Consider the following 18,994-nt stretch of genomic DNA (forward strand, 5'->3'; position numbering starts at 1 on the left):
GATGTCGGTATCGTCGGAGCAACGCAAACGGAGTATTCTAGAGCAGCTTAGACAGGAAGGCCAAGTGAAGGTTCAGGAGTTGTCGCTTCGGTGCGGAGTTTCGGAAGAAACGATCCGGAGGGATCTCGTTCAGTTGGAGAACGAGGGGCAAGTGAAGCGCGTTTACGGAGGAGCGTTAGGAACTAAGCAGGCTAACTTCGAACCTCCGTATTTGCTCCGCCAGAAAGTGAAAGCCGAGGAGAAAGCGCAAATCGGCACGAGGGCGGCCGAGCTCATCTCTTCGGGAGATACGATCGTCATCGATGTCGGGACGACGGCGTTGGAGCTGGCGAAGGCCATCTCGGGCAAGGAACGGCTTACCGTGCTGACGAATTCTATCGCCGTGGCCTACCATCTCATGGAATCGGTCGTCGAAGGCCGTTTTTCAGGCAAAATCATCGTCATAGGCGGGCAGCTTAATCCGGAGCAGCAGTCCTTGTCCGGAGGGATTGGAGAACGGATGATGGAGCAATTTCGCGTAGACAAGGCGTTCATCTCGATCGGCGGAATTTCCGTGGAACGAGGAGCTAGCGATTACGACTTGGACGAAACGATGCTCTCCCGGAAGATGGTCGCGGCGGCAAGCCAGACGATCGTGCTTGCGGACGATTCGAAGCTGGACAAGGAAGCGTTCATCGAGCTCGCGCCGATTGGCCGGATCGATACGATCGTAAGCAACGTCGCGCCGCCTAAAGAATGGATGCCTGTTCTAAAATCGCACCGCATTCAATGGATAGAAGCATAAGGAAAGGCGTGAAGAGAATGTCACAACCGCAGTCTCCCAAATTGATCGTTATCGTATTGGACGGACTTCGTTACGATACGGCCCGTAGATGCTTAGGTTACATGGAGCACCTCGTCGAACAAGGCGAAGCGGTCTGTTATCAAGTAAAGTCGGAGCTGCCGAGCCTGTCGAGGCCATTATACGAAGTGTTATTGACGGGCACGCCGGCATACGCGAACGGAATTACGACCAATCATATCGTTCGTCTAAGCCAAGAGCAAAGCGTCTTTCATCTTGCTGCCGCCGCGGGTTTAAGAACGGCCGCCGCCGCTTATCATTGGGTTAGCGAGCTGTATAACTCCGCTCCCTTTCATCCGCTTCGCGACCGTCATCAACATGACGAGAGCAAGCCGATCCAGCATGGCGCCTTTTATTTCGAGGATCATTACCCGGATAGCCATTTGTTCGCGGACGCGGAATATTTACGAACGGCGCATGATCCGCATTTTCTATATATTCATTCCATGAATATCGACGACGCCGGCCACAAGTTCGGTGGGGAGAGCAAAGGATACGACGGATCCGTGCGAATGGCGGACGGAATACTCGCAATGCTTGTTCCTACCTGGCTGTCGGAAGGTTATCGCGTAATCGTGACTTCGGATCACGGGATGGATGCGAACGGCCAGCACGGAGGGACGGCTAACGAGGAGCGGCTCGTTCCGCTCTATATCGTCGGAGACCGAATCATTCCCCTGAAGGAAGGGCAAACTCTTGGACAGCTAAACGTGGCTCCGTTAATGTGCCGGTGCTTGGGGCTTGAGCCTTCGCCGGTCATGACCGTCCAACATAATCCGTCGTTCCCGCTCTCGCGAAATACTTGGCTGGGGGAGATAGACGATGAAGGTTGATATGCATTTTCACCTGGAAGAAGGACCCTATTCGTTGCGCTGGCTTTCGCGTACGATGCAAGCTTTGATCGCTACGGATGCGAGCGCGTCTTCACGGAATGGGGCAGGCCATACTCTGGATTGGGCGGAGGAACTGTCCTCGAAGCTCGATCTCCGCATGCAGCAAGGCTGTTTCAGTGAGGAATGGCTGGATCGCTATCTGGTAACGGGGCGTTCGCGAGGGATTAGCGCGTTCGGGGTCGTCGATCATCTCTATCGGTTTCGCGAATGTCGAAGCTATTATGAGAAACACATGCTTCTGGACGACAGTCCCATTGGGCGGCTTCAAGAGGCTTGGCTCGATCAGGTGTGCGTCGCCTCGTTGGATGAGTTCGTAGCCTTTATCGCGAAGGCAAAGAAAACCCGTCCCGATCTCCTGCTCGGAATAGAGGCGGACTTCTTCGAAGGCGGAGAAGAGGAGCTCGGACGGCTGCTTGCGGGGGTTGACTGGGATCATGTTATCGGCTCGGTTCATTTTATTGACGGTTGGGGCTTCGATAATCCGGAAACGCAGTCGCGTTTCGAAGATTTAAGCCCGATGGAGACTTATGGACGGTATTTCGGACTCCTGCGGCAAGCTTGCCGCTCCGGGTTGTTCGATATTATTGCCCATCCCGACAATCTCAAAGTATTCGGCTTTCGTCCTGCGATCGAGAAAGAGCTGTTACCCTACTACCGCGAAATGGCGGAAGAGATGGTTCTCGCGGGCGTAGCAACGGAGATCAATACCGGTCTAGCCTACCGTTACCCGGTCGCGGAGGCTTGTCCGAGTCCGCTGTTCCTGTCCGTTCTGGCGGAGCGCGACGTTCCGATAACGCTCTCCTCCGACTCCCACTTTCCCGATGATATCGGGATGCTGTTGGATGAAGCGCGCACGTTGGCCATCGGAGCTGGCTATAAGGAACTGACCGTGTTCGAAGGGCGACGGGCCCGCGGAATTCCTATCGGCAAATAAAGGCGGAAAATAAAAGAGCGCTACGGCGTTCTTTTTTTTTCTTGACACATTTATAACCACTGGTTACTATATAACCAACGGTTAGTAACCGATGGTTACAAAAGACCGAAAGAGGGATAAGGAGAGTGAAATCCATGTTCGCAGGACATTTCGGATTAGCGGCGGGAATTCGGGCGAAGGCTCCGGAAGTACCGCTCTGGGCGCTTATGCTCGCGACTCAATTATTGGATGTGGCGTTTGTTCCCTTGTTGCTGACGGGGGCCGAAACGTTGGAGGGTGAGCCTGGCAGCGGTTATGGAGATTGGATCATTCATGCGGATTACACGCATTCCTTACTGGGAGCGTTAATGATTGCAGGGTTGGCGGGCATGTTGGCGATAAGATGGTGGGGTGTTAGGGCAGGGCGCATGATAGGGGCGGTAACCTTTAGTCATTGGCTGCTGGATCTAATCGTTCACCGCGCGGATATGCCGCTATTGCCGGGTAACATCGGAGATCTTCCGTTGCTCGGATTGGGCGCTTGGAAGATTGAAGGCTTATCCGTTGCCTTGGAGTTAATCCTAATCGCGGTAGGTCTTACCCTGTATACGCGATCTGTCATGAAGTCATCGGGTGGCGGCAGGAAAAAGGCATCCTACGTTTCTTCGGCAGTCCTTGGAACACTGCTCGTTTTATCTCTGATTACGGACGTTACGGGAATATTTTAAGGGGGGCTGGAGGATGAGCTTTATTGTCTATTTGCTCTTATTTACAATTTTGTGCGGATGGCTGGACTCGAGATGCTCCCGTTCGCAGGAATAAAGGCGAAATTGACTACTCTGTAACCGTTGGTTACAATTGGGGCAAAGAAACGGGACGGAGTGGGAAAAGGTGTTAACCAAACAGGAACAACGTTCGGAAGAGACGAAAAGAAGCATTCTGCTCGCCGCGGGACGATTATTTGCCGGCAGAGGCTACGATGTCGTAACGATGCGCGAAATTGCTAAGGAGGCAGGTTGTTCTCATACGACCATTTATATTTACTTTAAAGACAAGGAGGCGTTGCTCCAACATCTTTCGCTTCCGCCGCTTCAAACGCTGGCGAGCCGAATGGATGCCTTGTTGGGGAGTAGCGGCGTTCCGGAGGAGAAATTGAAGAACGTTAGTCTGGCGTTCATTGAATTCTGCCTGGCCAATCGCAATATGTATGGCCTATTCTTCAACGTGAAGTCGGTTCGCGTGGATGAGCAAGCTCCCGAACTCGAAATAAACAAAGTGCGGAATAGGTTGTTCGGAAAACTAACGGAGGCGCTGCAAACTTGTTTGCGGCTTGAACGGGAGGACGAACGGTTGTTGATGTGCAGCCGGATCTATTTCTTTACTTTGCATGGAATCGTATCGACCTATACGTTCTCCGAAGAATCGGTCGATCAGTTGATGGGAAGATTGACGCCGACTTTCCTGGCTGCTTTCGAGGTTCAACTGGACGGATTAAAAGCTATGATAAGTTCAAACAAAAACGGGGTGGAGAGGGGTTAACCCGATCCATCCCGTTTTTGTTTGAACTTATGTATGCCAAAGGGGCTATTTCCTATAGACGACCAATATCGCGCTTCTTTGCTCGCTTAATTTAGTCGGCGTCACTTTGTTGATCGATCCGTAACAAATATTAATGACTTGATCGTCGGCGAGTTCCGCAAGAAATTCATTTACCCTTTTCTCCGCAAGAGACATGTCGGTATCTAAAAATTCTTTTACTTGTATCATCGTGGCATGCACTCCTTGTACGTGTAATTATAAATAAGGTAGTCATCCGCCCTATCATGCGAAATGCCTAGTTGCGTTCAACATAGCATGGTCAGTTACGAGTGTCAACCTGCCTGTCCGGCTTGGCCGACTTGCCTTGCTCTCGCAGCGTATTCCGTTCCCAGAACACCCCTTCCGAATAACCTTGGATCGAAGGGTCTTGCTCGGCCGTTTCCAGCCTCTTCTCGGTAAGGCAGCAGTAAGTTTCGTCGATCTCGATGCCCACGTATCGCCTGTTTAACTTCTTCGCGACGACCGAGGTCGTTCCCGCTCCGCTGAAAGGATCGAATACGACGTCGTTCTCGTCCGAGCTTGCCAGAATAATCTTCGCGAGCAGCTTCTCCGGCTTCTGCGTCGGATGGTCGGTATTCTCCGGCATCGACCAGAAGGGGACCGTCAAATCCGTCCACAGATTGGACGGATGCGTGAGTCGGAATTTGCCGTCGGAATCGTCCTCCCAATCTTTCGGCGCGCCTTCTTCCGTGCGATAGGGGGCGATTACCTTTCTCTTGACCTTCACGCGCTCTACGTAGAACTTATAGTCGCTTGATTTCGTGCAGTGCCAAATGTCCTCCGAGGCATTTTTCCAGTTGGATAACGCGCCCCGGCCTTTTTCCCGTTCCCAGGTAATGCGGTTGATGACGTTCAAATACTTGGATGCGACTTCGAAAATCGAGTGGCTTGAACGCCAATCGCCGCAAATATAGACCGTAGCATGGGGTTTCAAGATCCGGACGATACGCGAGAACCACTCGTCAAGCCATTCCGTATATTGTCGTTGATTCATTTGGTTAAAGGTTTTCCCGTTAAAGGATTTGGTTAAGTTGTAAGGAGGATCGACGAACAGGAGGTCGACGAACGCATCCGGCAAATAGTCGAGCGCTTCGAATAGGTTTTGGTGGATCGTGCGGTTAATGATTTCTTCCGGTGCCGCCTTCGCGGTCAACCGGGTCAGTCGAGCGCCGTACTTTATTTTCTCGGAATCGTTCAGCGTGATCGTCCGGTTTCTTCCGGCTCTTTGCTTATCATTGTCAGACACCTTCATGCACCGCCTAATCTATTCGCTGGGAGCTAGATTTATTATAAAGGAATCGTTCCTTTCTTTCATTGATTATCTCTAGAACTATTATCGCATCTCTATCGTCTATAGTGTGCAAGGGGTTAGGATTCAACCTAAATCGCATCGAGAAAGGAAGATGAATATGAAGAAGATATCGGAGCAACAGGGAAAACGAGGATTCATCGCGCTTACGGTCGCGGCAATGCTGGCGGCGGCTCCACTAGCCGGACCGGTTACGCAACATGCGAGCGCGGCTTCGAATAGCAATTATAAAATCATCGATCAAGCGATCGCTGTCGAAGGAGTTAAGACAAGCTTGTCCGCGTTAAACACGGACAATACGACCTATATTGCCATACGCAGCTTAAACAAACACGTCGGGTTGACGACGGACTGGAACAAGGCGAAGCAAACGGTAACGGTGACCGGCCGCGATAGGGAACTCGTGCTTAACCTGAAAGATGGGAGCGCGATGCTGAACGAGCAACAAAATTACGGTTTGCCGGCGATCGTGCAGAACAACACGACCTATGTTCCTTTTCGTTTCTTGTTAGAGCGGATGGGATACGGGGTGTCTTTCGATACGGCAACGAAGTTGATCGGGGTAGAAGCGATCAAGGAGAACGACCTCAAGATCTCGACGGCAGCCCTTAAGGAAGTCGGCGACAAGAAATCGCTGATCATCCATTACCCGCAAATCTCGGGCTACGCGAACGCGGACGTTCAGAAGAAAATCAATGACTTGTTGAAATCCGAAGCGGAAACGAATGCCGCCGCTGCCCGGGATTCGCTGAATGAAGCGCTGGGAGACGGGGATGATTCCCTTCCGGATGTTTCCTTTGACGGAACCTACACGATCACGTATAACGAGCAAGGGAAACTCAGCTTGTATGTAGACTATTATATCTACACGGGAGGCGCTCATGGTTCGACCGCCCGCGTGCCCTATACGTTCGATCTGACGACGGGCGAGTTGTTGAAGCTGAAGGACGTTACGGAGGGCAATGCCAAGTACGTGTCGATCATCAACGATAAAATCAAGAGTCAGATCAAAGCGCGCGGGCTTGGATTGATTAGCCCTTTCGAGACGATCGAACCGGACAGAGACTTTTTCCTGAAACATAACGGCGTCGTTATCTATTTCGGGCAGTACGAGTATACGCCGTATGCGGCGGGGATGCCGGAGTTCGAGATTACGTACGGGGAGCTCAAATAATTCGATAACGTTGTTGATGGCCGACCTTTAAGTTGGTTTCCACTGTTGTAGATAGACAATCTGTGCTATTTTAAAGTAGAAATCTATACGGACGTGAAGCACACGCCGCTAGTTTTCCCTTAATCGGGGAAGACGTAGCGGCTTTTTCATGTTTTGTTACAGCTATCTGAAATGTTATACTGAGGGGGATAATGATGATTGTTGACCATGCTATGGATAAGAGAACGCTCTTCTACCTTAGCAAGCTATTCGTTGGCTCGATTAATTTCGCTTGATGCAGCATGATCTGAATAATCCGTTACACCGATGGTTATTGTTTCTGGACGAGAAGATCACAGAACAACAATTAGAGGAGTTGGTTACTATGGATTCCACGATTAAAACAGCTGAGGAACGCCTGCAACGGCTAAGTTGCGATGAGGAAACGCTTCGTTTGTATGAAGCTCGAGAAGAAGCGTTCATCGAATACAATAGCGCGATGTCAGCCGCGAGAAGAGCGGGAATCAGAGAAGGAATTGAAATCGGCGAGCAAAAGGGTATTCAGCAAGGTAAGCGAGATGGAAGGATTGAAGGGAAACAAGAGATCGCAAGAAACATGTTCGCGATCGGATTGGACATCGAGACAATAATGAAGCTCACCGGTCTTACGATTGAAGAATTAAACAAACTCAAATAATCATTTGCAAGTAGCAACCGGTTAACCCGGAAGTGTTGCTAACCCGCGCCGAAGCGGCGGAGTTGCTAATTGGGGTTCACGGGTATTTGCATAAATAAAACAAGGATCACTCTTAGGGTAAGGTTTACCGAGGAGTGATCCTTGTTAGGTAGAAAGAGCTTCAAGCTCTATTCTTGCATTTACTTAATGATTTCCGGTTCCGGAACGGCGGCGCCGCGGGTATCCACGGTCACTTTCTTCATGACCGGAGGCGTGTTCGGGCGATCGTTGGAGTTTCTAGGCAGCGCTACGATCTCGTTCACGACATCCATACCCTCGGTAACTTTGCCGAAAGCGGCATAGGCTCCGTCTAGATGCGGAGAGTCCGCGACCATCAAGAAGAACTGCGATCCGGCGCTGTCCGGATTTTGCGCGCGCGCCATGGAGAGAACGCCGGCCGTATGTTTCAGCTTGTTCTCGAAGCCGTTTTGCGTGAATTCTCCGGCGATCGAGTAGTCGGGTCCGCCCATTCCCGTACCGTCAGGGTCGCCGCCCTGAATCATGAAGCCGGGGATGATCCGATGGAAGATCGTGCCGTCGTAGAAGCCTTTGTTCACGAGGGAGACAAAGTTGTTTACCGTATTCGGCGCTACTTTAGGGTAAAGCTCGACTTTGATGATTTTGCCGCTGTCCATTTCAATGGTGACGATCGGGTTGTCGCCGGATGTGTCTACTTCGCTCATTGGGGAAGCCTCCTGTGTGGATGCCGCGCCGTTACCTGTGGCCGATGCATCGGTTTGATTTTTTTCCTTGCCGCCGCATCCCGTTACGATAGCCAATAACGCAATGATCGTAAGCAGCGAGACGGTAAATCGAATTTTTGCGGATTTCAATTTCAAATCCCCCTTGTCCTCTATATCCTCTCGTATCATAACATTTGCTCGAAAAGGATTCCACCGCGGCTTAGTTAACAAACGTTTATGTCATGTCAAAGCCGCGATCCGGGGGATCGCGGCGAGGCGAATCATAGCGTGCCCAAACTATAATTACACGATTTCATAATGAGCCCGACAATGCTCCATTAATGAAGCGGGATCCATGGAGTAGCGATACGCGGAAGGCCCTCGGCGTTGATGAGATCCGCTATTGTCGTTCTGAAACTGGGAATTCAGATCGTTCAGCGCCGATCGGACCAGCTCCGATTTCGTATCCCCCCATCTATCATGGAGATGATCTACCGTTTCATAGGCTTCCGTTAAAGTAGGCTTATGGAAATATTGCAGGAAAGCGGCCCATTGGGCTAAGTCGAAATACTTTTTGTTCTCGGACAGCACGCATTCGCTCCATCCGACCCGGCCACAGCAGGAGATTCTGAGCAAACCGTACCGGCAGTTCGCGTCGTTTTTGGCGCATGCGCCATCGGGTAAATCGCGGGGATCTTCGAACAGATACAATTGAAAGCTCGTAATTCTGATTTCTTCCGCCATCCTAAGCACTCCTTGAATTCTCTCAAATTACGCTTGCGAGGTTAGCTGTCGGATTCGGGCGCGAGAGTCGCCCTACCTTCGGATATCATTATCCTTCCGGATTCACCCCAGCGGCCGCGGCCGCGATGGTTCCCCCGCTTCCCGTTAAGGAATTCAGCGTTAGACAAATCCGAATATAACTCCAGTCGGGATGCTTTGTAAATATAGAGGCAATTCCAAATCTGTCCACCTAATGGCGATTTCGTGCAAATTACGGATATTTAATCCGATAAAACCACTTCTTTCGTGCATTTGGGAGGCTTAAGCTCGCTCTAGCTTTCATTCACGGTTTTCGGGTTGAAAAGCGATCGGGACGGTGATCGGGATATATGCTGACTTTTGTTAAAAACCGAGAAATAGAGAGATAAAAAGAGTATTCTGGAGATCGCGTCAATTGTAAGCGGTACGATTTACCACGTTGACGTAATTTGCTCTACAGGCGGAATTGGGATTGCTTTACAAAGGTTGGGGGCAGGAGTAATATTCGATTCATGATTTTGATATTGTTCCATTCGTAATCGCTGAGTTTTCCGAAATGGGAAAACGGGGGAACCAATCGATGGCGTTCATTCGGTGTGAGAGCCGAACGTCGCCGTCCGGGGTGAATCCCGAAGCGACCGCACCTAGGATGCGGCCGCTTCGGGTAGGGCGACTCTCACCGCCCGAATCCGACAGCTAACCTCGTAAGCGTTGATGCGTGCAACCGATCGTCGTTTCATGGACGCGCGCAGTGGAGAGAGGATGATGAACTTGTGACCGAATAGGCCGCAGGGGATTATTCCTTGCGGTTTTTGTTATGTTTATTGATCGCTGAGTTTCCGGTAGTAGACCGGGAAGCGGGGGAACCAAACGGATTCCGGAACGAGGAATTCATGGGGTGAATCCGGAAGGCAAGGAGCTCCAGCTCCGGGCCGGAAGGTAGGGCGACTCTCACGCCCGAATCCGACAGCTAACCTCGTAAGCGTACCGAGAGAGGCAACGATGATCGTGATTGGAGACGGCTTCTATAGCCGCGCCCAAGAAGCCACGAGAAGAGTTCCTCTTCACTGGGCTTCTTTTTTGTTGCCTTTTTTCGACTGAGAACAGGAGATGAACGGAATGGTTAACCGGGACGTCGTGCTCGTATCGGCCCCTAATGTTGCTGGCGAACGATTCATGAAGTTATTGAAGCAGAAAAATATCCCGTATGCGGCGATCGTTAATAACACGGCCGAATACGAACGTATAAGAGGCCTCGGGGCTGAACACATTATTGTGGTAAATACGACCAAAGAAGATTCTTGGTTAATCCCCGAGGTCGGAGTCGGTAAAGTATATCTTTTCGAGAAAAGTTTGAATTTATGCTGCAGGTACGTCCAGATTTGCCGGAGTTGGACATCCAAACCGATTTACGTCATTACGGGCAGCCAGAATCCCCGAAACGTATACAAAAGCTTAGGCGTCGATTACGTCATTCACAGCGGCGCGCAAGACTACGGATTTCTTATTACGGACGATTTGAAATCGTAAGACGTTTAGTTCTATTAACCTTTGAGGAGGCTGCTTCATGCTAGATCTTTATATGGTTTTGCTGCTGGCGGCAACGTTCGCGATATTTTACGGCTTTATGGCTTGGTGCGACCGGGTCGTCAACGATGCGGGAGGCGAGCGAAAATGATCATCGTATCGATCTTCACCGTATTCATCTTTCTATATTTAATTTACGCCTTAGTGAATCCAGAGAAGTTCTAATCCGTTCGTTGCATGTGCAACCGATAGCCGGTCTTGAACGAGACGCTCGGTTGTCATAAAGATAGAGGAGGAAAGGCTATATGGGCATTCTGCAAATCGTTATCGTGATCGCGGTTCTTGTCTTGCTCGTGAAACCGGTCGGATCGTACGTCTATCACGTATTCTCCAATGAACCGAACCGGCAAGACCGCATTTTCGGACCGTTCGAAAGATTTATTTACCTGCTGATCGGACTTAAGAACCGGAGCGGGATGACATGGAAAAAGTACGCTTTAAGCTTTCTATTGACCAACATCGTGCTCGTGGCCGTCGGATACTTAATCTTGCGGCTGCAGAAGTACTTGCCGTTTAATCCGAGCGGCATAGATAACATGGAACAGACGCTTTCTTTTAACACCATCGTCAGTTTTATTACGAATACGAACTTACAGCATTACAGCGGCGAATCCGGCTTGTCCTATTTCTCGCAGATGGCCGTTATCACGATGATGATGTTCACCTCGGCCGCTACCGGTTTTTCGGTTGCCATGGCGTTTATTAGAGGGATTACGACCAAGGGAGAAACGCTAGGGAACTTTTTCGAAGATTTCGTCAAAGCGCATACCCGTATTTTCCTTCCGGCGGCCGTCGTGGTCACATTGCTGCTTGTCTCCCTGCAAGTACCGCTAACGCTAGATCCGACGTTAACCGTGACTACGCTTGAAGGCGCAGTGCAGAACATTGCCATCGGTCCGGTAGCGGCATTGGAATCCATTAAGCATCTGGGCACGAATGGCGGCGGATTCTTCGGAGTGAACTCGGCGCATCCGTTCGAGAATCCGAATCCTCTGACGAACATCGTCGAGATCTTGTCCATGTGGGTTCTGCCAGCATCTCTTCCTTATGTATATGGACGGTTCGCAAAGAACGGCAAGCAAGGCTGGGTCGTATTCAGCGCGATGATGACGTTGTTCCTCTTATTCCTCTCGCTGATCTATTTCTCGGAGCTTCGCGGAAATCCGGCCATCAGCGCTATGGGGATCGATTCTTCGCAAGGCAGCATGGAAGGCAAGGAAGTCCGATTCGGCATTCCGCAGTCCTCGCTCTTCTCCGCGGTCACGACGGCGGCGACGACGGGAACGGTCAACAACATGCACGATACGCTCACTCCGCTCGGAGGTCTCGGAACGCTAGGAGAAATGATGCTGAACGTCGTGTTCGGGGGCAAAGGCGTCGGACTGATCAATATGCTAATGTACGCAATGCTGGGCGTATTCTTATGCGGATTAATGGTGGGAAGGACACCGGAGTTTCTGGGGCGGAAAATCGAGCCTCGGGAGATGAAGCTGATCGCGATCGCCATTCTGGCGCATCCTTTCATTATTCTCGTGCCGACCGCGATATCCTTCCTGACGGACCTGGGTCAAGGGTCCATTACGAATCCGGGATCGCACGGCATCACTCAAGTGTTATACGAATATACGTCTTCCGCGGCCAATAACGGTTCGGGTTTCGAGGGATTGGCGGACAATACGCCGTTCTGGAACATTATGACGGGGCTCGTTATGCTGCTGGGGCGTTACGTTTCGATGATTGCGATGCTAGCCGTCGCGGGATCCTTGGTACGCAAGCAATGGGTGCCTGAGACGGTCGGTACTTTCCGGACGGATAACAAGTTGTTTTACGGCATTCTGATCGGAACGGTATTGATTATCGGCGCGTTGACGTTCCTGCCCGCTATCGTGCTGGGACCTGTCGCAGAGCATTTGAAGTTAGGCTAAGGATGAGGTGAATCGTTCATGAATGCTAATCGCAAATCGATGCTGACCTCCGCGATCGTAAGCCGTGCGGTAAAGGAAAGCTTCACTAAATTAAATCCCGTAAGCATGATGCGAAATCCCGTCATGTTCGTCGTCGAAGTCGGAACGGTCGTCGTTCTGTTGATGACGTTGTTTCCCGGATATTTTAATACGCAAGACGATATTGGGTTTAACCTGACCGTGTTCTTCATTCTTCTGTTCACCGTGTTGTTCGCGAACTTCGCGGAAGCATTGGCCGAAGGCAGGGGAAAGGCACAAGCGGATTCATTGAAAAATACGAAAAAAGAGATCAACGCGAACAAATTGGTCGGGGGCGTCATTAAGGTCGTCTCTTCTGCGGATTTGCGCAAAGGCGACGTGGTCATTGTGTCTCAAGGAGAGATGATTCCCGGAGACGGCGAAGTGGTCGAAGGGTTGGCGTCCGTCGACGAATCGGCCATTACCGGCGAATCCGCGCCCGTCATTAAGGAAGCCGGAGGGGATTTTAGCTCCGTCACCGGCGGAACCCGGGTCGTCAGCGATAAGATTAAGGTGCGGATCACGAGCGATCCGGGCGAATCTTTCATCGATCGAATGATCTCACTGGTGGAAGGGGCCAAACGTCAGAAAACGCCGAACGAGCTTGCTCTTAATACCTTGCTTACTAGCTTAACGATTATTTTCCTCATCGTTGTCGTAACGTTAGGGCCTATCGCGGGCTACTTGGATATTGATCTGCAGGTGCCCGTGCTTATCGCTTTGCTAGTTTGTCTTATTCCGACGACGATCGGCGGATTGCTCTCCGCGATCGGAATCGCCGGAATGGATCGGGTGACGCAGTTTAACGTGCTGGCCATGTCCGGTAAAGCGGTCGAAGCGGCCGGGGACATCAACACGATGATTTTGGATAAAACGGGCACGATCACTTACGGGAACCGGATGGCTAGCGAGTTCGTTCCGGTGGGTGGAGCAGACGCTCGGACGGTAGGGGAATGGGCGGCGATCGGTTCCGTGCAAGACGAGACGCCGGAAGGCCGTTCGGTGCTGGAGCTTATGAAGAAACAAGGGATGGCATATGATGCGTCGCTAGCTTCCGGAGCGGAGTTCGTCGAGTTCAAAGCGGAGACGCGGATGAGCGGTATGGACCTTCGGGATGGGAGAAAAGTACGCAAGGGTGCCGTTGATGCGATGAAAAAATGGGTTGCGGCGCAAGGAGGAACCATTCCGGAAGATTTGGATGCGAACGGGGATGCGATCGCTCGAGAAGGAGGAACTCCCCTCGCGGTAGCGGTCGATAATCGGATCTTCGGACTCATTTACTTGAAGGATACGGTTAAGCCGGGCATGCGCGAACGGTTCGATCAATTGCGCCAGATGGGCATCAAGACGATCATGTGCACGGGCGACAATCCTCTGACGGCGGCAACGATCGCCCGCGAAGCCGGGGTCGACGACTTCGTAGCGGAGAGCAAACCGGAAGATAAAATCGCTTTGATCCGCCGCGAGCAGGCCGAAGGCAAGCTTGTCGCGATGACCGGCGACGGCACGAACGATGCGCCGGCATTGGCCCAGGCGGACGTGGGATTGGCGATGAACAGTGGAACGATTGCCGCCAAGGAAGCCGCCAACATGGTCGATTTGGATTCCGACCCTTCCAAGATTATCGAGGTCGTATCCATCGGAAAGCAGCTTCTCATGACTCGCGGCGCGCTTACGACTTTCAGTATCGCGAACGATATTGCCAAGTATTTCGCGATTATCCCGGCGATGTTCATATTGGCGATTCCCGAGATGAGCGTTCTTAACGTCATGGGATTGGGCTCTCCGATGTCGGCGATCTTATCGGCGTTAATCTTTAACGCCATTATTATTCCGTTGCTCATCCCGCTCGCGATGAAGGGCGTAGCCTACAAGCCGATGAGCGCGTCGAAGCTGCTTAGCCGCAACATCCTCGTCTACGGTCTCGGCGGCGTCATCGTGCCGTTCATCGGAATCAAAGTCATCGATTTAGTCGTCCATTTATGGGTATAATTTGCACGAACATGTCGACCGACTATCCTCGCGTTTGCGCGCGTGGTAGTCGGATCGCATAGGAGGAAGGGGAAATAAGATGAGTAATCGAACAGCTAGTTATCCCGGTGCTACCGGAGTTTCTTATGTTGGAATTGCTATACGGGCTAGTATCGTGTTTATCATTCTGTGCGGGATTCTGTACCCGCTAGCGACTACCGGAATCGCGCAGCTGATTATGCCGCATAACGCAAACGGGAGTCTAATCAAGGATTCTGCGGGTAACGTGGTCGGTTCCGAACTGATCGGCCAGAAATTCGCCGATCCTAAGTACTTCCAAGGGCGCGTATCGAGTATCGATTATAATGCGGCAGGTTCGGGCTCCAACAACTATGCTCCGTCCAACCCCGATATGCTGCAACGTACGCAGGATTCCATCGAGGCTTGGAAGAAGGATAATCCGGATGTGCCGATTTCCAAATTGCCGATCGCTCTCATCACCAACTCCGGCTCGGGGCTCGATCCTCACATCACTCCGGAATCCGCCGAGGTTCAAGTTTCCCGTATCAGCAAGCTGACGGGCGTGGCGGCAACGGACTTGGAGAAGCTGGTCGAGAAGCACACCGAAGGCCGCGATTTGGGCGTGTTCGGAGAACCTCGCGTTAACGTTCTGAAGCTGAACCTTGATTTACAAACTTTAATTAAATAATAGAGGGAAGGCAGCTTATGATGTGAGTAACCACATCATAAGCTGTTGGACTGTTGGGCTTGCGGCTTGAGTTTGTTCGGTAGAGAATGAAATCTCTGGAGGGAGAATAGGGCGGCTGGACCGAGTTAGAGCGGACGGAAGTGGCGATTTGGAGGAAATAGCCCGGCTGGGCCGGGTTAGAGCGGACGGAAGTGGCGAATTGGAGGAAATAGGGCGGCTGGGCCGGGTTAGAGCGGATGGAAGAGGCACTATTGGAGGAAATAGGGCGGCTGGGCCGGGTTAGAGCGGATGGAAGAGGCACTTTTGGAGGAAATAGGGCGGCTGGGCCGGGTTAGAGCGGATGGAAGAGGCACTATTGGAGGAAATAGAGCGGCTGGGCCGGGTTAGAGCGGATGGAAGAGGCACTATTGGAGGAAATAGAGCGACTACGCCGCTTTAAATTGACGGAAGAGGCACTATTGGAGGAAATAGAGCGGCTACGCCGCTTTAAATCGACGGAAGAGGCACTATTGGAGGAAATAGAGCGGCTACGCCGCTTTAAATCGACGGAAGAGGCACTATTGGAGGAAATAGAGCGGCTACGCCGCTTTAAATCGACGGAAGAGGCACTATTGGAAGAAATAGAGCGGTTACGCCGCTTTAAATTGACGGAAGAGGCACTATTGGAGGAAATAGAGCGGCTACACCGCTTTAAATCGACGGAAGAGGCACTATTGGAGGAAATAGAGCGGCTACGCCGCTTTAAATGGACGGAAGAGGCTGTGCCTGTCAAGAAATATTGGTTTTATATGGTAAATAGTGAATCTGTCGAGTGCAAGGAAGTTGGATCGGGTGAATTGTGTTAGTACGCTAAGGGAGGTTGAAACGGATGACGAATTAGCTGCTAGTAAGATCCAACAACACCAGCACCAACCAACTAGCACCAACCAACTAGCACCAACCAACTAGCACCAACCAACTAGCACCAACCAACTAGCACCAACCAACTAGCACCAACCAACAAGCACCACCAACCAACAAGCACCAACCAACTAGCACCAACCAACTAGCACCAACCAACTAGCACAACCAACTAGCACAACAAACAAACAACTAGCACAACCAACTAGCACAACCAACTAGCACAACCAACTAGCACAACCAACTAGCACAACCAACTAGCACAACCAACTAGCACAACCAACTAGCACAACCAACTAGCACAACCAACTAGCACAACCAACTAGCACAACCAACTAACACAACCAACTAGCACAACCAACTAGCACAACCAACTAGCACAACCAACTAGCACCAACCAACCAGCACTAACCAACCAGCACCAACCAACTAGCACCACCAACCAGTACCCTCTAGCAAGCACATATAGCCACGATTAGCTGTCTATAGCGGTCTATCGCCACCACGAAGAAAGGAGAGACAACGAACAATGGACAGTTTCCGCCGGAAGACGCCGGAAGAGCTCTTATATTCGATATTCAAGATCCAGAACGGCCGGTTAAAAATATATATCGGCGCCGTTAGCGGCTCCGGAAAAACCTATCATATGTTGCGAGAAGGCCAGACGCTGCGCAACCAAGGCATCGATGTCGTCGTCTGCGCCGTCTCGACGATGCGCCGTCCGGAAACGGCGGAGCAACTGAAAGGGTTGGAGAGAATTCCGAGCATCCATTGGATGAAGGGCGAAACGGAGAAAAAGGATCTTAATCTCGAGGCGTTAATGCAACGGAATCCCGAGGTCGTGCTCGTTGACGGACTCGCTCACCGGAATCGGCCCGATGCCAAATTCGCGACCCGGTTGGAAGACATCCAGTACTTGCTCGGTCGCGGCATCAGCGTCATCACGACCGTGAACGTCTACGAATTGGAGGGCGTCACCGAGCTTGCGCAGAAGCTGACCGGCATCGAAGCGGAGGCGACGGTTCCGGCCGACACGCTCGATCTCGCGGACGAAGTGCGTCTCATCGACGTTAGCCCCGAGACGATATTGAAGCGTCTGGACGAAGGGAACCTTCCCAACCTGAACCTGAAGGATCCGAGACTTCTGAGGAGAGGGAATATCGGCAAGCTGCGGGAGCTGGCTCTCAGGCTTATGGCCGAAGACGTGAACGAGTCGCTGGAGAAGCATCGCGAGAAGGAAGGGCTGCTTGGCCCGTCCGGCGCAACCGAGCGCATCCTTGTTTCGGCGCAATACCATTGGAACGGGTCGATCCACATTCGGCGCGGGCAGCAGATTGCGAAGAGGCTCGGCGGAGATCTGAAGATCGTGACGCTCGCGAATCCGCGTAAAACCCTTTCGAAGGAGTCGGCGCAATTCAAGCGTTCCATCGAGAAGCTGGCGGACAAGATCGATGCGTCGTTCGAGGAATTACCGTTACCTACCAGGCGCCGGCTCCCAGCGATCTTGGTCCGATACGCGACGCTCAACAATGTCACTCGCATCGTGCTCGGCCACTCGAAACAAAGCTCCTGGCAAGACTTCTGGCACGGTTCCATCGCGGACGGTATTTTGAAAAAAACAAAAAACGTCGACGTGTTCTTCGTAGCGGATAGAGCCGACTACGACGGGGAAAGGGTACTGCCCACGAAAACCTCCGCTCCCCAAGCGGCTTCCGACCCTTATCGCCGTTTAAGCCCGGAGGAAATCGAGCAGAAGATTGAACGGATCAAGCGCGGCAAGTTCAAAGTATACATCGGCGCGGCTCCCGGCGTCGGCAAAACCTACATGATGCTGCGGGAAGGCAATGATCTATTACGCAAGAAGATCGACGTTGCCGTCGGGCTGTTGGAAACGCACGGCAGGGAGGAAACTTTGGCGCAAGTGGGAGATCTCCACGTCATTCCCCGCGCGACGATCAGCTACAAAGGAGCTAAGCTCGAAGAAATGGACGTCCCGGCAATTCTCATCCGCGATCCGGAAGTGGTCCTGATCGACGAGCTTGCCCATACGAACGTTCCCGGCAGCAAAAACAAGAAGAGATACGATGACGTCCTCGAAGTGTTGGAAGCGGGCATATCGGTCATCTCGACGATGAACGTGCAGCATCTGGAAAGCTTGAACGATGCGGTCGAACAGATTACGGGAGTGCGGGTCCGCGAAACGGTGCCCGACAGTATTCTGAGGCTGGCGGACGAAGTGGAATTGATCGACGTCGCTCCCAAAGCCTTGCAGCAGAGAATGCGCGAAGGCAAAGTGTACGCGATGGACAAAGTGGCACAGGCGCTTGGCAACTTCTTCAAGACGGGCAACTTGATCGCTTTAAGGGAAATGGCGCTTAGGGAAATTGCGGACGACGTGGACGAAAGGTTGGAATCTTGGGAGCAGAACGGCTCGCTCAGAGGGCCCTGGAGAAGGCGCGAAAGCATATTCGTGTGCGTAACGACGAGCGGAAACGCGGACCGGCTTATTCGGCGGGGATTCCGGATCGCCCATCGTTTGAAGGCGGACTGGCATGTCATGTACGTCCACGTGGGTCAATCGATTAACGACGAAACGAACAAGAGAATTCAAGCTTTGCAAGACTTGACCGGCAGATTAGGCGGGAAATACGAGACCGAACGCGCGAGTACGTCTAAACAGCTGCCGGAGGTTATTTTACGCAAGGCGGCCGAATATCGCAGTACCCAGATGATCGTCGGCCAGTCGGCGCGCGGCTTCTGGCAATCGCTTCTGCGGAAGCCCGTCGTGAAATCGATTTTGCGGCACGGACGCCACATGGATGTGCTCGTCGTAGCCGACTACGATCCGAATATACGCATAGAGGATAATTAACGGGTTCCCACGAGGGGGGAATTATGGGTAAAATAGAAAGGCGAGGATATGTATATGCGGACATAGCCAACGATAGAGGGCACA

The 18,994-nt window shown here is 51.9% G+C and carries 18 protein-coding genes and 3 riboswitches; of the genes, 14 read left to right on the plus strand and 4 right to left on the minus strand.

Features of this window, described 5'->3' with window-relative positions; genetic code table 11:
- Position 1: 1 nt before the first annotated feature.
- From HH215_RS27435 to HH215_RS27455, 5 genes are all read left to right on the plus strand, one after another.
- Positions 2-784 carry a DeoR/GlpR family DNA-binding transcription regulator gene (locus HH215_RS27435; RefSeq protein WP_169282783.1) on the plus strand — a complete coding sequence of 261 codons (783 nt, stop codon included), beginning with the start codon at positions 2-4 and terminating at the stop codon, positions 782-784.
- A 17-nt stretch (positions 785-801) separates the two neighbouring features.
- Positions 802-1,674: an alkaline phosphatase family protein gene (locus HH215_RS27440; protein ID WP_169282784.1), complete on the plus strand. Its 873-nt coding sequence runs from the start codon at positions 802-804 to the stop codon at positions 1,672-1,674.
- Positions 1,664-2,668 (plus strand): PHP domain-containing protein, encoded by a 1,005-nt coding sequence (locus HH215_RS27445; protein ID WP_169282785.1) that lies wholly within the window; start codon positions 1,664-1,666, stop codon positions 2,666-2,668. The genes HH215_RS27440 and HH215_RS27445 overlap by 11 nt, the downstream gene beginning before the upstream one ends.
- A 134-nt stretch (positions 2,669-2,802) precedes the next feature.
- Positions 2,803-3,375, plus strand: a complete 573-nt coding sequence (locus HH215_RS27450; RefSeq protein ID WP_169282786.1) for a permease — start codon at positions 2,803-2,805, stop codon at positions 3,373-3,375.
- 163 nt (positions 3,376-3,538) lie between these two features.
- A complete protein-coding gene (locus tag HH215_RS27455; protein WP_169282787.1) occupies positions 3,539-4,186 on the plus strand; it encodes a TetR/AcrR family transcriptional regulator in 648 nt (215 codons plus the stop codon).
- A 45-nt stretch (positions 4,187-4,231) separates the two neighbouring features.
- Here HH215_RS27455 and HH215_RS27460 read toward each other — a convergent pair whose 3' ends face one another.
- Both HH215_RS27460 and HH215_RS27465 read right to left on the minus strand, forming a co-directional pair.
- Positions 4,232-4,414: a sporulation protein Cse60 gene (locus HH215_RS27460; protein ID WP_169282788.1), complete on the minus strand. Its 183-nt coding sequence runs from the start codon at positions 4,412-4,414 to the stop codon at positions 4,232-4,234.
- A 91-nt stretch (positions 4,415-4,505) separates the two neighbouring features.
- Entirely contained in the window at positions 4,506-5,492 is a 987-nt protein-coding gene (locus HH215_RS27465) for a DNA-methyltransferase (RefSeq protein WP_217362241.1), read from the minus strand.
- Positions 5,493-5,655: 163 nt separating this feature from the next.
- Between HH215_RS27465 and HH215_RS27470 the strand changes: the two genes are divergently transcribed.
- A complete protein-coding gene (locus HH215_RS27470) occupies positions 5,656-6,729 on the plus strand; it encodes a stalk domain-containing protein (protein ID WP_169282790.1) in 1,074 nt (357 codons plus the stop codon).
- Positions 6,730-7,003: 274 nt separating this feature from the next.
- Complete coding sequence (locus HH215_RS27475) at positions 7,004-7,405, plus strand: Rpn family recombination-promoting nuclease/putative transposase (protein ID WP_254450610.1); 402 nt, start codon at positions 7,004-7,006, stop codon at positions 7,403-7,405.
- A 179-nt stretch (positions 7,406-7,584) separates the two neighbouring features.
- On the opposite strand, the gene HH215_RS27480 is transcribed toward HH215_RS27475, so the two are convergent.
- Positions 7,585-8,277 (minus strand): peptidylprolyl isomerase, encoded by a 693-nt coding sequence (locus HH215_RS27480; protein ID WP_254450245.1) that lies wholly within the window; start codon positions 8,275-8,277, stop codon positions 7,585-7,587.
- A 153-nt stretch (positions 8,278-8,430) separates the two neighbouring features.
- Positions 8,431-8,871 (minus strand): hypothetical protein, encoded by a 441-nt coding sequence (locus HH215_RS27485; RefSeq protein WP_169282793.1) that lies wholly within the window; start codon positions 8,869-8,871, stop codon positions 8,431-8,433.
- A 14-nt stretch (positions 8,872-8,885) separates the two neighbouring features.
- Positions 8,886-9,040: riboswitch (cyclic di-AMP (ydaO/yuaA leader) on the minus strand.
- A 379-nt stretch (positions 9,041-9,419) separates the two neighbouring features.
- Positions 9,420-9,615: riboswitch (cyclic di-AMP (ydaO/yuaA leader) on the plus strand.
- A gap of 93 nt (positions 9,616-9,708) precedes the next feature.
- Positions 9,709-9,890: riboswitch (cyclic di-AMP (ydaO/yuaA leader) on the plus strand.
- A 118-nt stretch (positions 9,891-10,008) separates the two neighbouring features.
- On the opposite strand from HH215_RS27485, the gene HH215_RS27490 reads away from it, so the two are divergent.
- From HH215_RS27490 to HH215_RS27520, 7 genes are all read left to right on the plus strand, one after another.
- Positions 10,009-10,419 (plus strand): hypothetical protein, encoded by a 411-nt coding sequence (locus tag HH215_RS27490; RefSeq protein ID WP_169282794.1) that lies wholly within the window; start codon positions 10,009-10,011, stop codon positions 10,417-10,419.
- A 144-nt stretch (positions 10,420-10,563) separates the two neighbouring features.
- Entirely contained in the window at positions 10,564-10,641 is a 78-nt protein-coding gene (locus tag HH215_RS37110; protein ID WP_369417972.1) for a potassium-transporting ATPase subunit F, read from the plus strand.
- A gap of 80 nt (positions 10,642-10,721) precedes the next feature.
- On the plus strand, positions 10,722-12,401 hold the full coding sequence (gene kdpA / locus HH215_RS27500) for a potassium-transporting ATPase subunit KdpA (protein WP_169282796.1): 1,680 nt from the start codon (positions 10,722-10,724) through the stop codon (positions 12,399-12,401).
- 18 nt (positions 12,402-12,419) lie between these two features.
- Complete coding sequence (kdpB, locus tag HH215_RS27505) at positions 12,420-14,450, plus strand: potassium-transporting ATPase subunit KdpB (protein ID WP_169282797.1); 2,031 nt, start codon at positions 12,420-12,422, stop codon at positions 14,448-14,450.
- A gap of 79 nt (positions 14,451-14,529) precedes the next feature.
- Positions 14,530-15,138: a potassium-transporting ATPase subunit KdpC gene (gene kdpC, locus HH215_RS27510; RefSeq protein ID WP_169282798.1), complete on the plus strand. Its 609-nt coding sequence runs from the start codon at positions 14,530-14,532 to the stop codon at positions 15,136-15,138.
- A 392-nt stretch (positions 15,139-15,530) separates the two neighbouring features.
- Positions 15,531-15,983, plus strand: coding sequence for a hypothetical protein (locus tag HH215_RS27515; RefSeq protein WP_169282799.1), 453 nt, complete (start codon positions 15,531-15,533; stop codon positions 15,981-15,983).
- A gap of 584 nt (positions 15,984-16,567) precedes the next feature.
- Entirely contained in the window at positions 16,568-18,910 is a 2,343-nt protein-coding gene (locus HH215_RS27520; RefSeq protein WP_169282800.1) for a histidine kinase, read from the plus strand.
- The last annotated feature ends 84 nt before the right edge of the window (positions 18,911-18,994 follow it).

Source organism: Cohnella herbarum (assembly GCF_012849095.1).
GTDB classification, from domain to species: Bacteria; Bacillota; Bacilli; order Paenibacillales; family Paenibacillaceae; genus Cohnella; species Cohnella herbarum.

Coding starts and splice junctions, on each gene's coding strand:
- HH215_RS27435 (WP_169282783.1), top strand. CDS start 2: ATGTCGGTATCGTCGGAGCAACGCAAACGGAGTATTCTAGAGCAGCTT.
- HH215_RS27440 (WP_169282784.1), top strand. CDS start 802: ATGTCACAACCGCAGTCTCCCAAATTGATCGTTATCGTATTGGACGGA.
- HH215_RS27445 (WP_169282785.1), top strand. CDS start 1,664: ATGAAGGTTGATATGCATTTTCACCTGGAAGAAGGACCCTATTCGTTG.
- HH215_RS27450 (WP_169282786.1), top strand. CDS start 2,803: ATGTTCGCAGGACATTTCGGATTAGCGGCGGGAATTCGGGCGAAGGCT.
- HH215_RS27460 (WP_169282788.1), bottom strand. CDS start 4,414: ATGATACAAGTAAAAGAATTTTTAGATACCGACATGTCTCTTGCGGAG.
- HH215_RS27470 (WP_169282790.1), top strand. CDS start 5,656: ATGAAGAAGATATCGGAGCAACAGGGAAAACGAGGATTCATCGCGCTT.
- HH215_RS27475 (WP_254450610.1), top strand. CDS start 7,004: ATGCAGCATGATCTGAATAATCCGTTACACCGATGGTTATTGTTTCTG.
- HH215_RS27485 (WP_169282793.1), bottom strand. CDS start 8,871: ATGGCGGAAGAAATCAGAATTACGAGCTTTCAATTGTATCTGTTCGAA.
- HH215_RS27490 (WP_169282794.1), top strand. CDS start 10,009: ATGGTTAACCGGGACGTCGTGCTCGTATCGGCCCCTAATGTTGCTGGC.
- HH215_RS37110 (WP_369417972.1), top strand. CDS start 10,564: ATGATCATCGTATCGATCTTCACCGTATTCATCTTTCTATATTTAATT.
- kdpA (WP_169282796.1), top strand. CDS start 10,722: ATGGGCATTCTGCAAATCGTTATCGTGATCGCGGTTCTTGTCTTGCTC.
- kdpB (WP_169282797.1), top strand. CDS start 12,420: ATGAATGCTAATCGCAAATCGATGCTGACCTCCGCGATCGTAAGCCGT.
- kdpC (WP_169282798.1), top strand. CDS start 14,530: ATGAGTAATCGAACAGCTAGTTATCCCGGTGCTACCGGAGTTTCTTAT.
- HH215_RS27515 (WP_169282799.1), top strand. CDS start 15,531: ATGGAAGAGGCACTATTGGAGGAAATAGAGCGACTACGCCGCTTTAAA.
- HH215_RS27520 (WP_169282800.1), top strand. CDS start 16,568: ATGGACAGTTTCCGCCGGAAGACGCCGGAAGAGCTCTTATATTCGATA.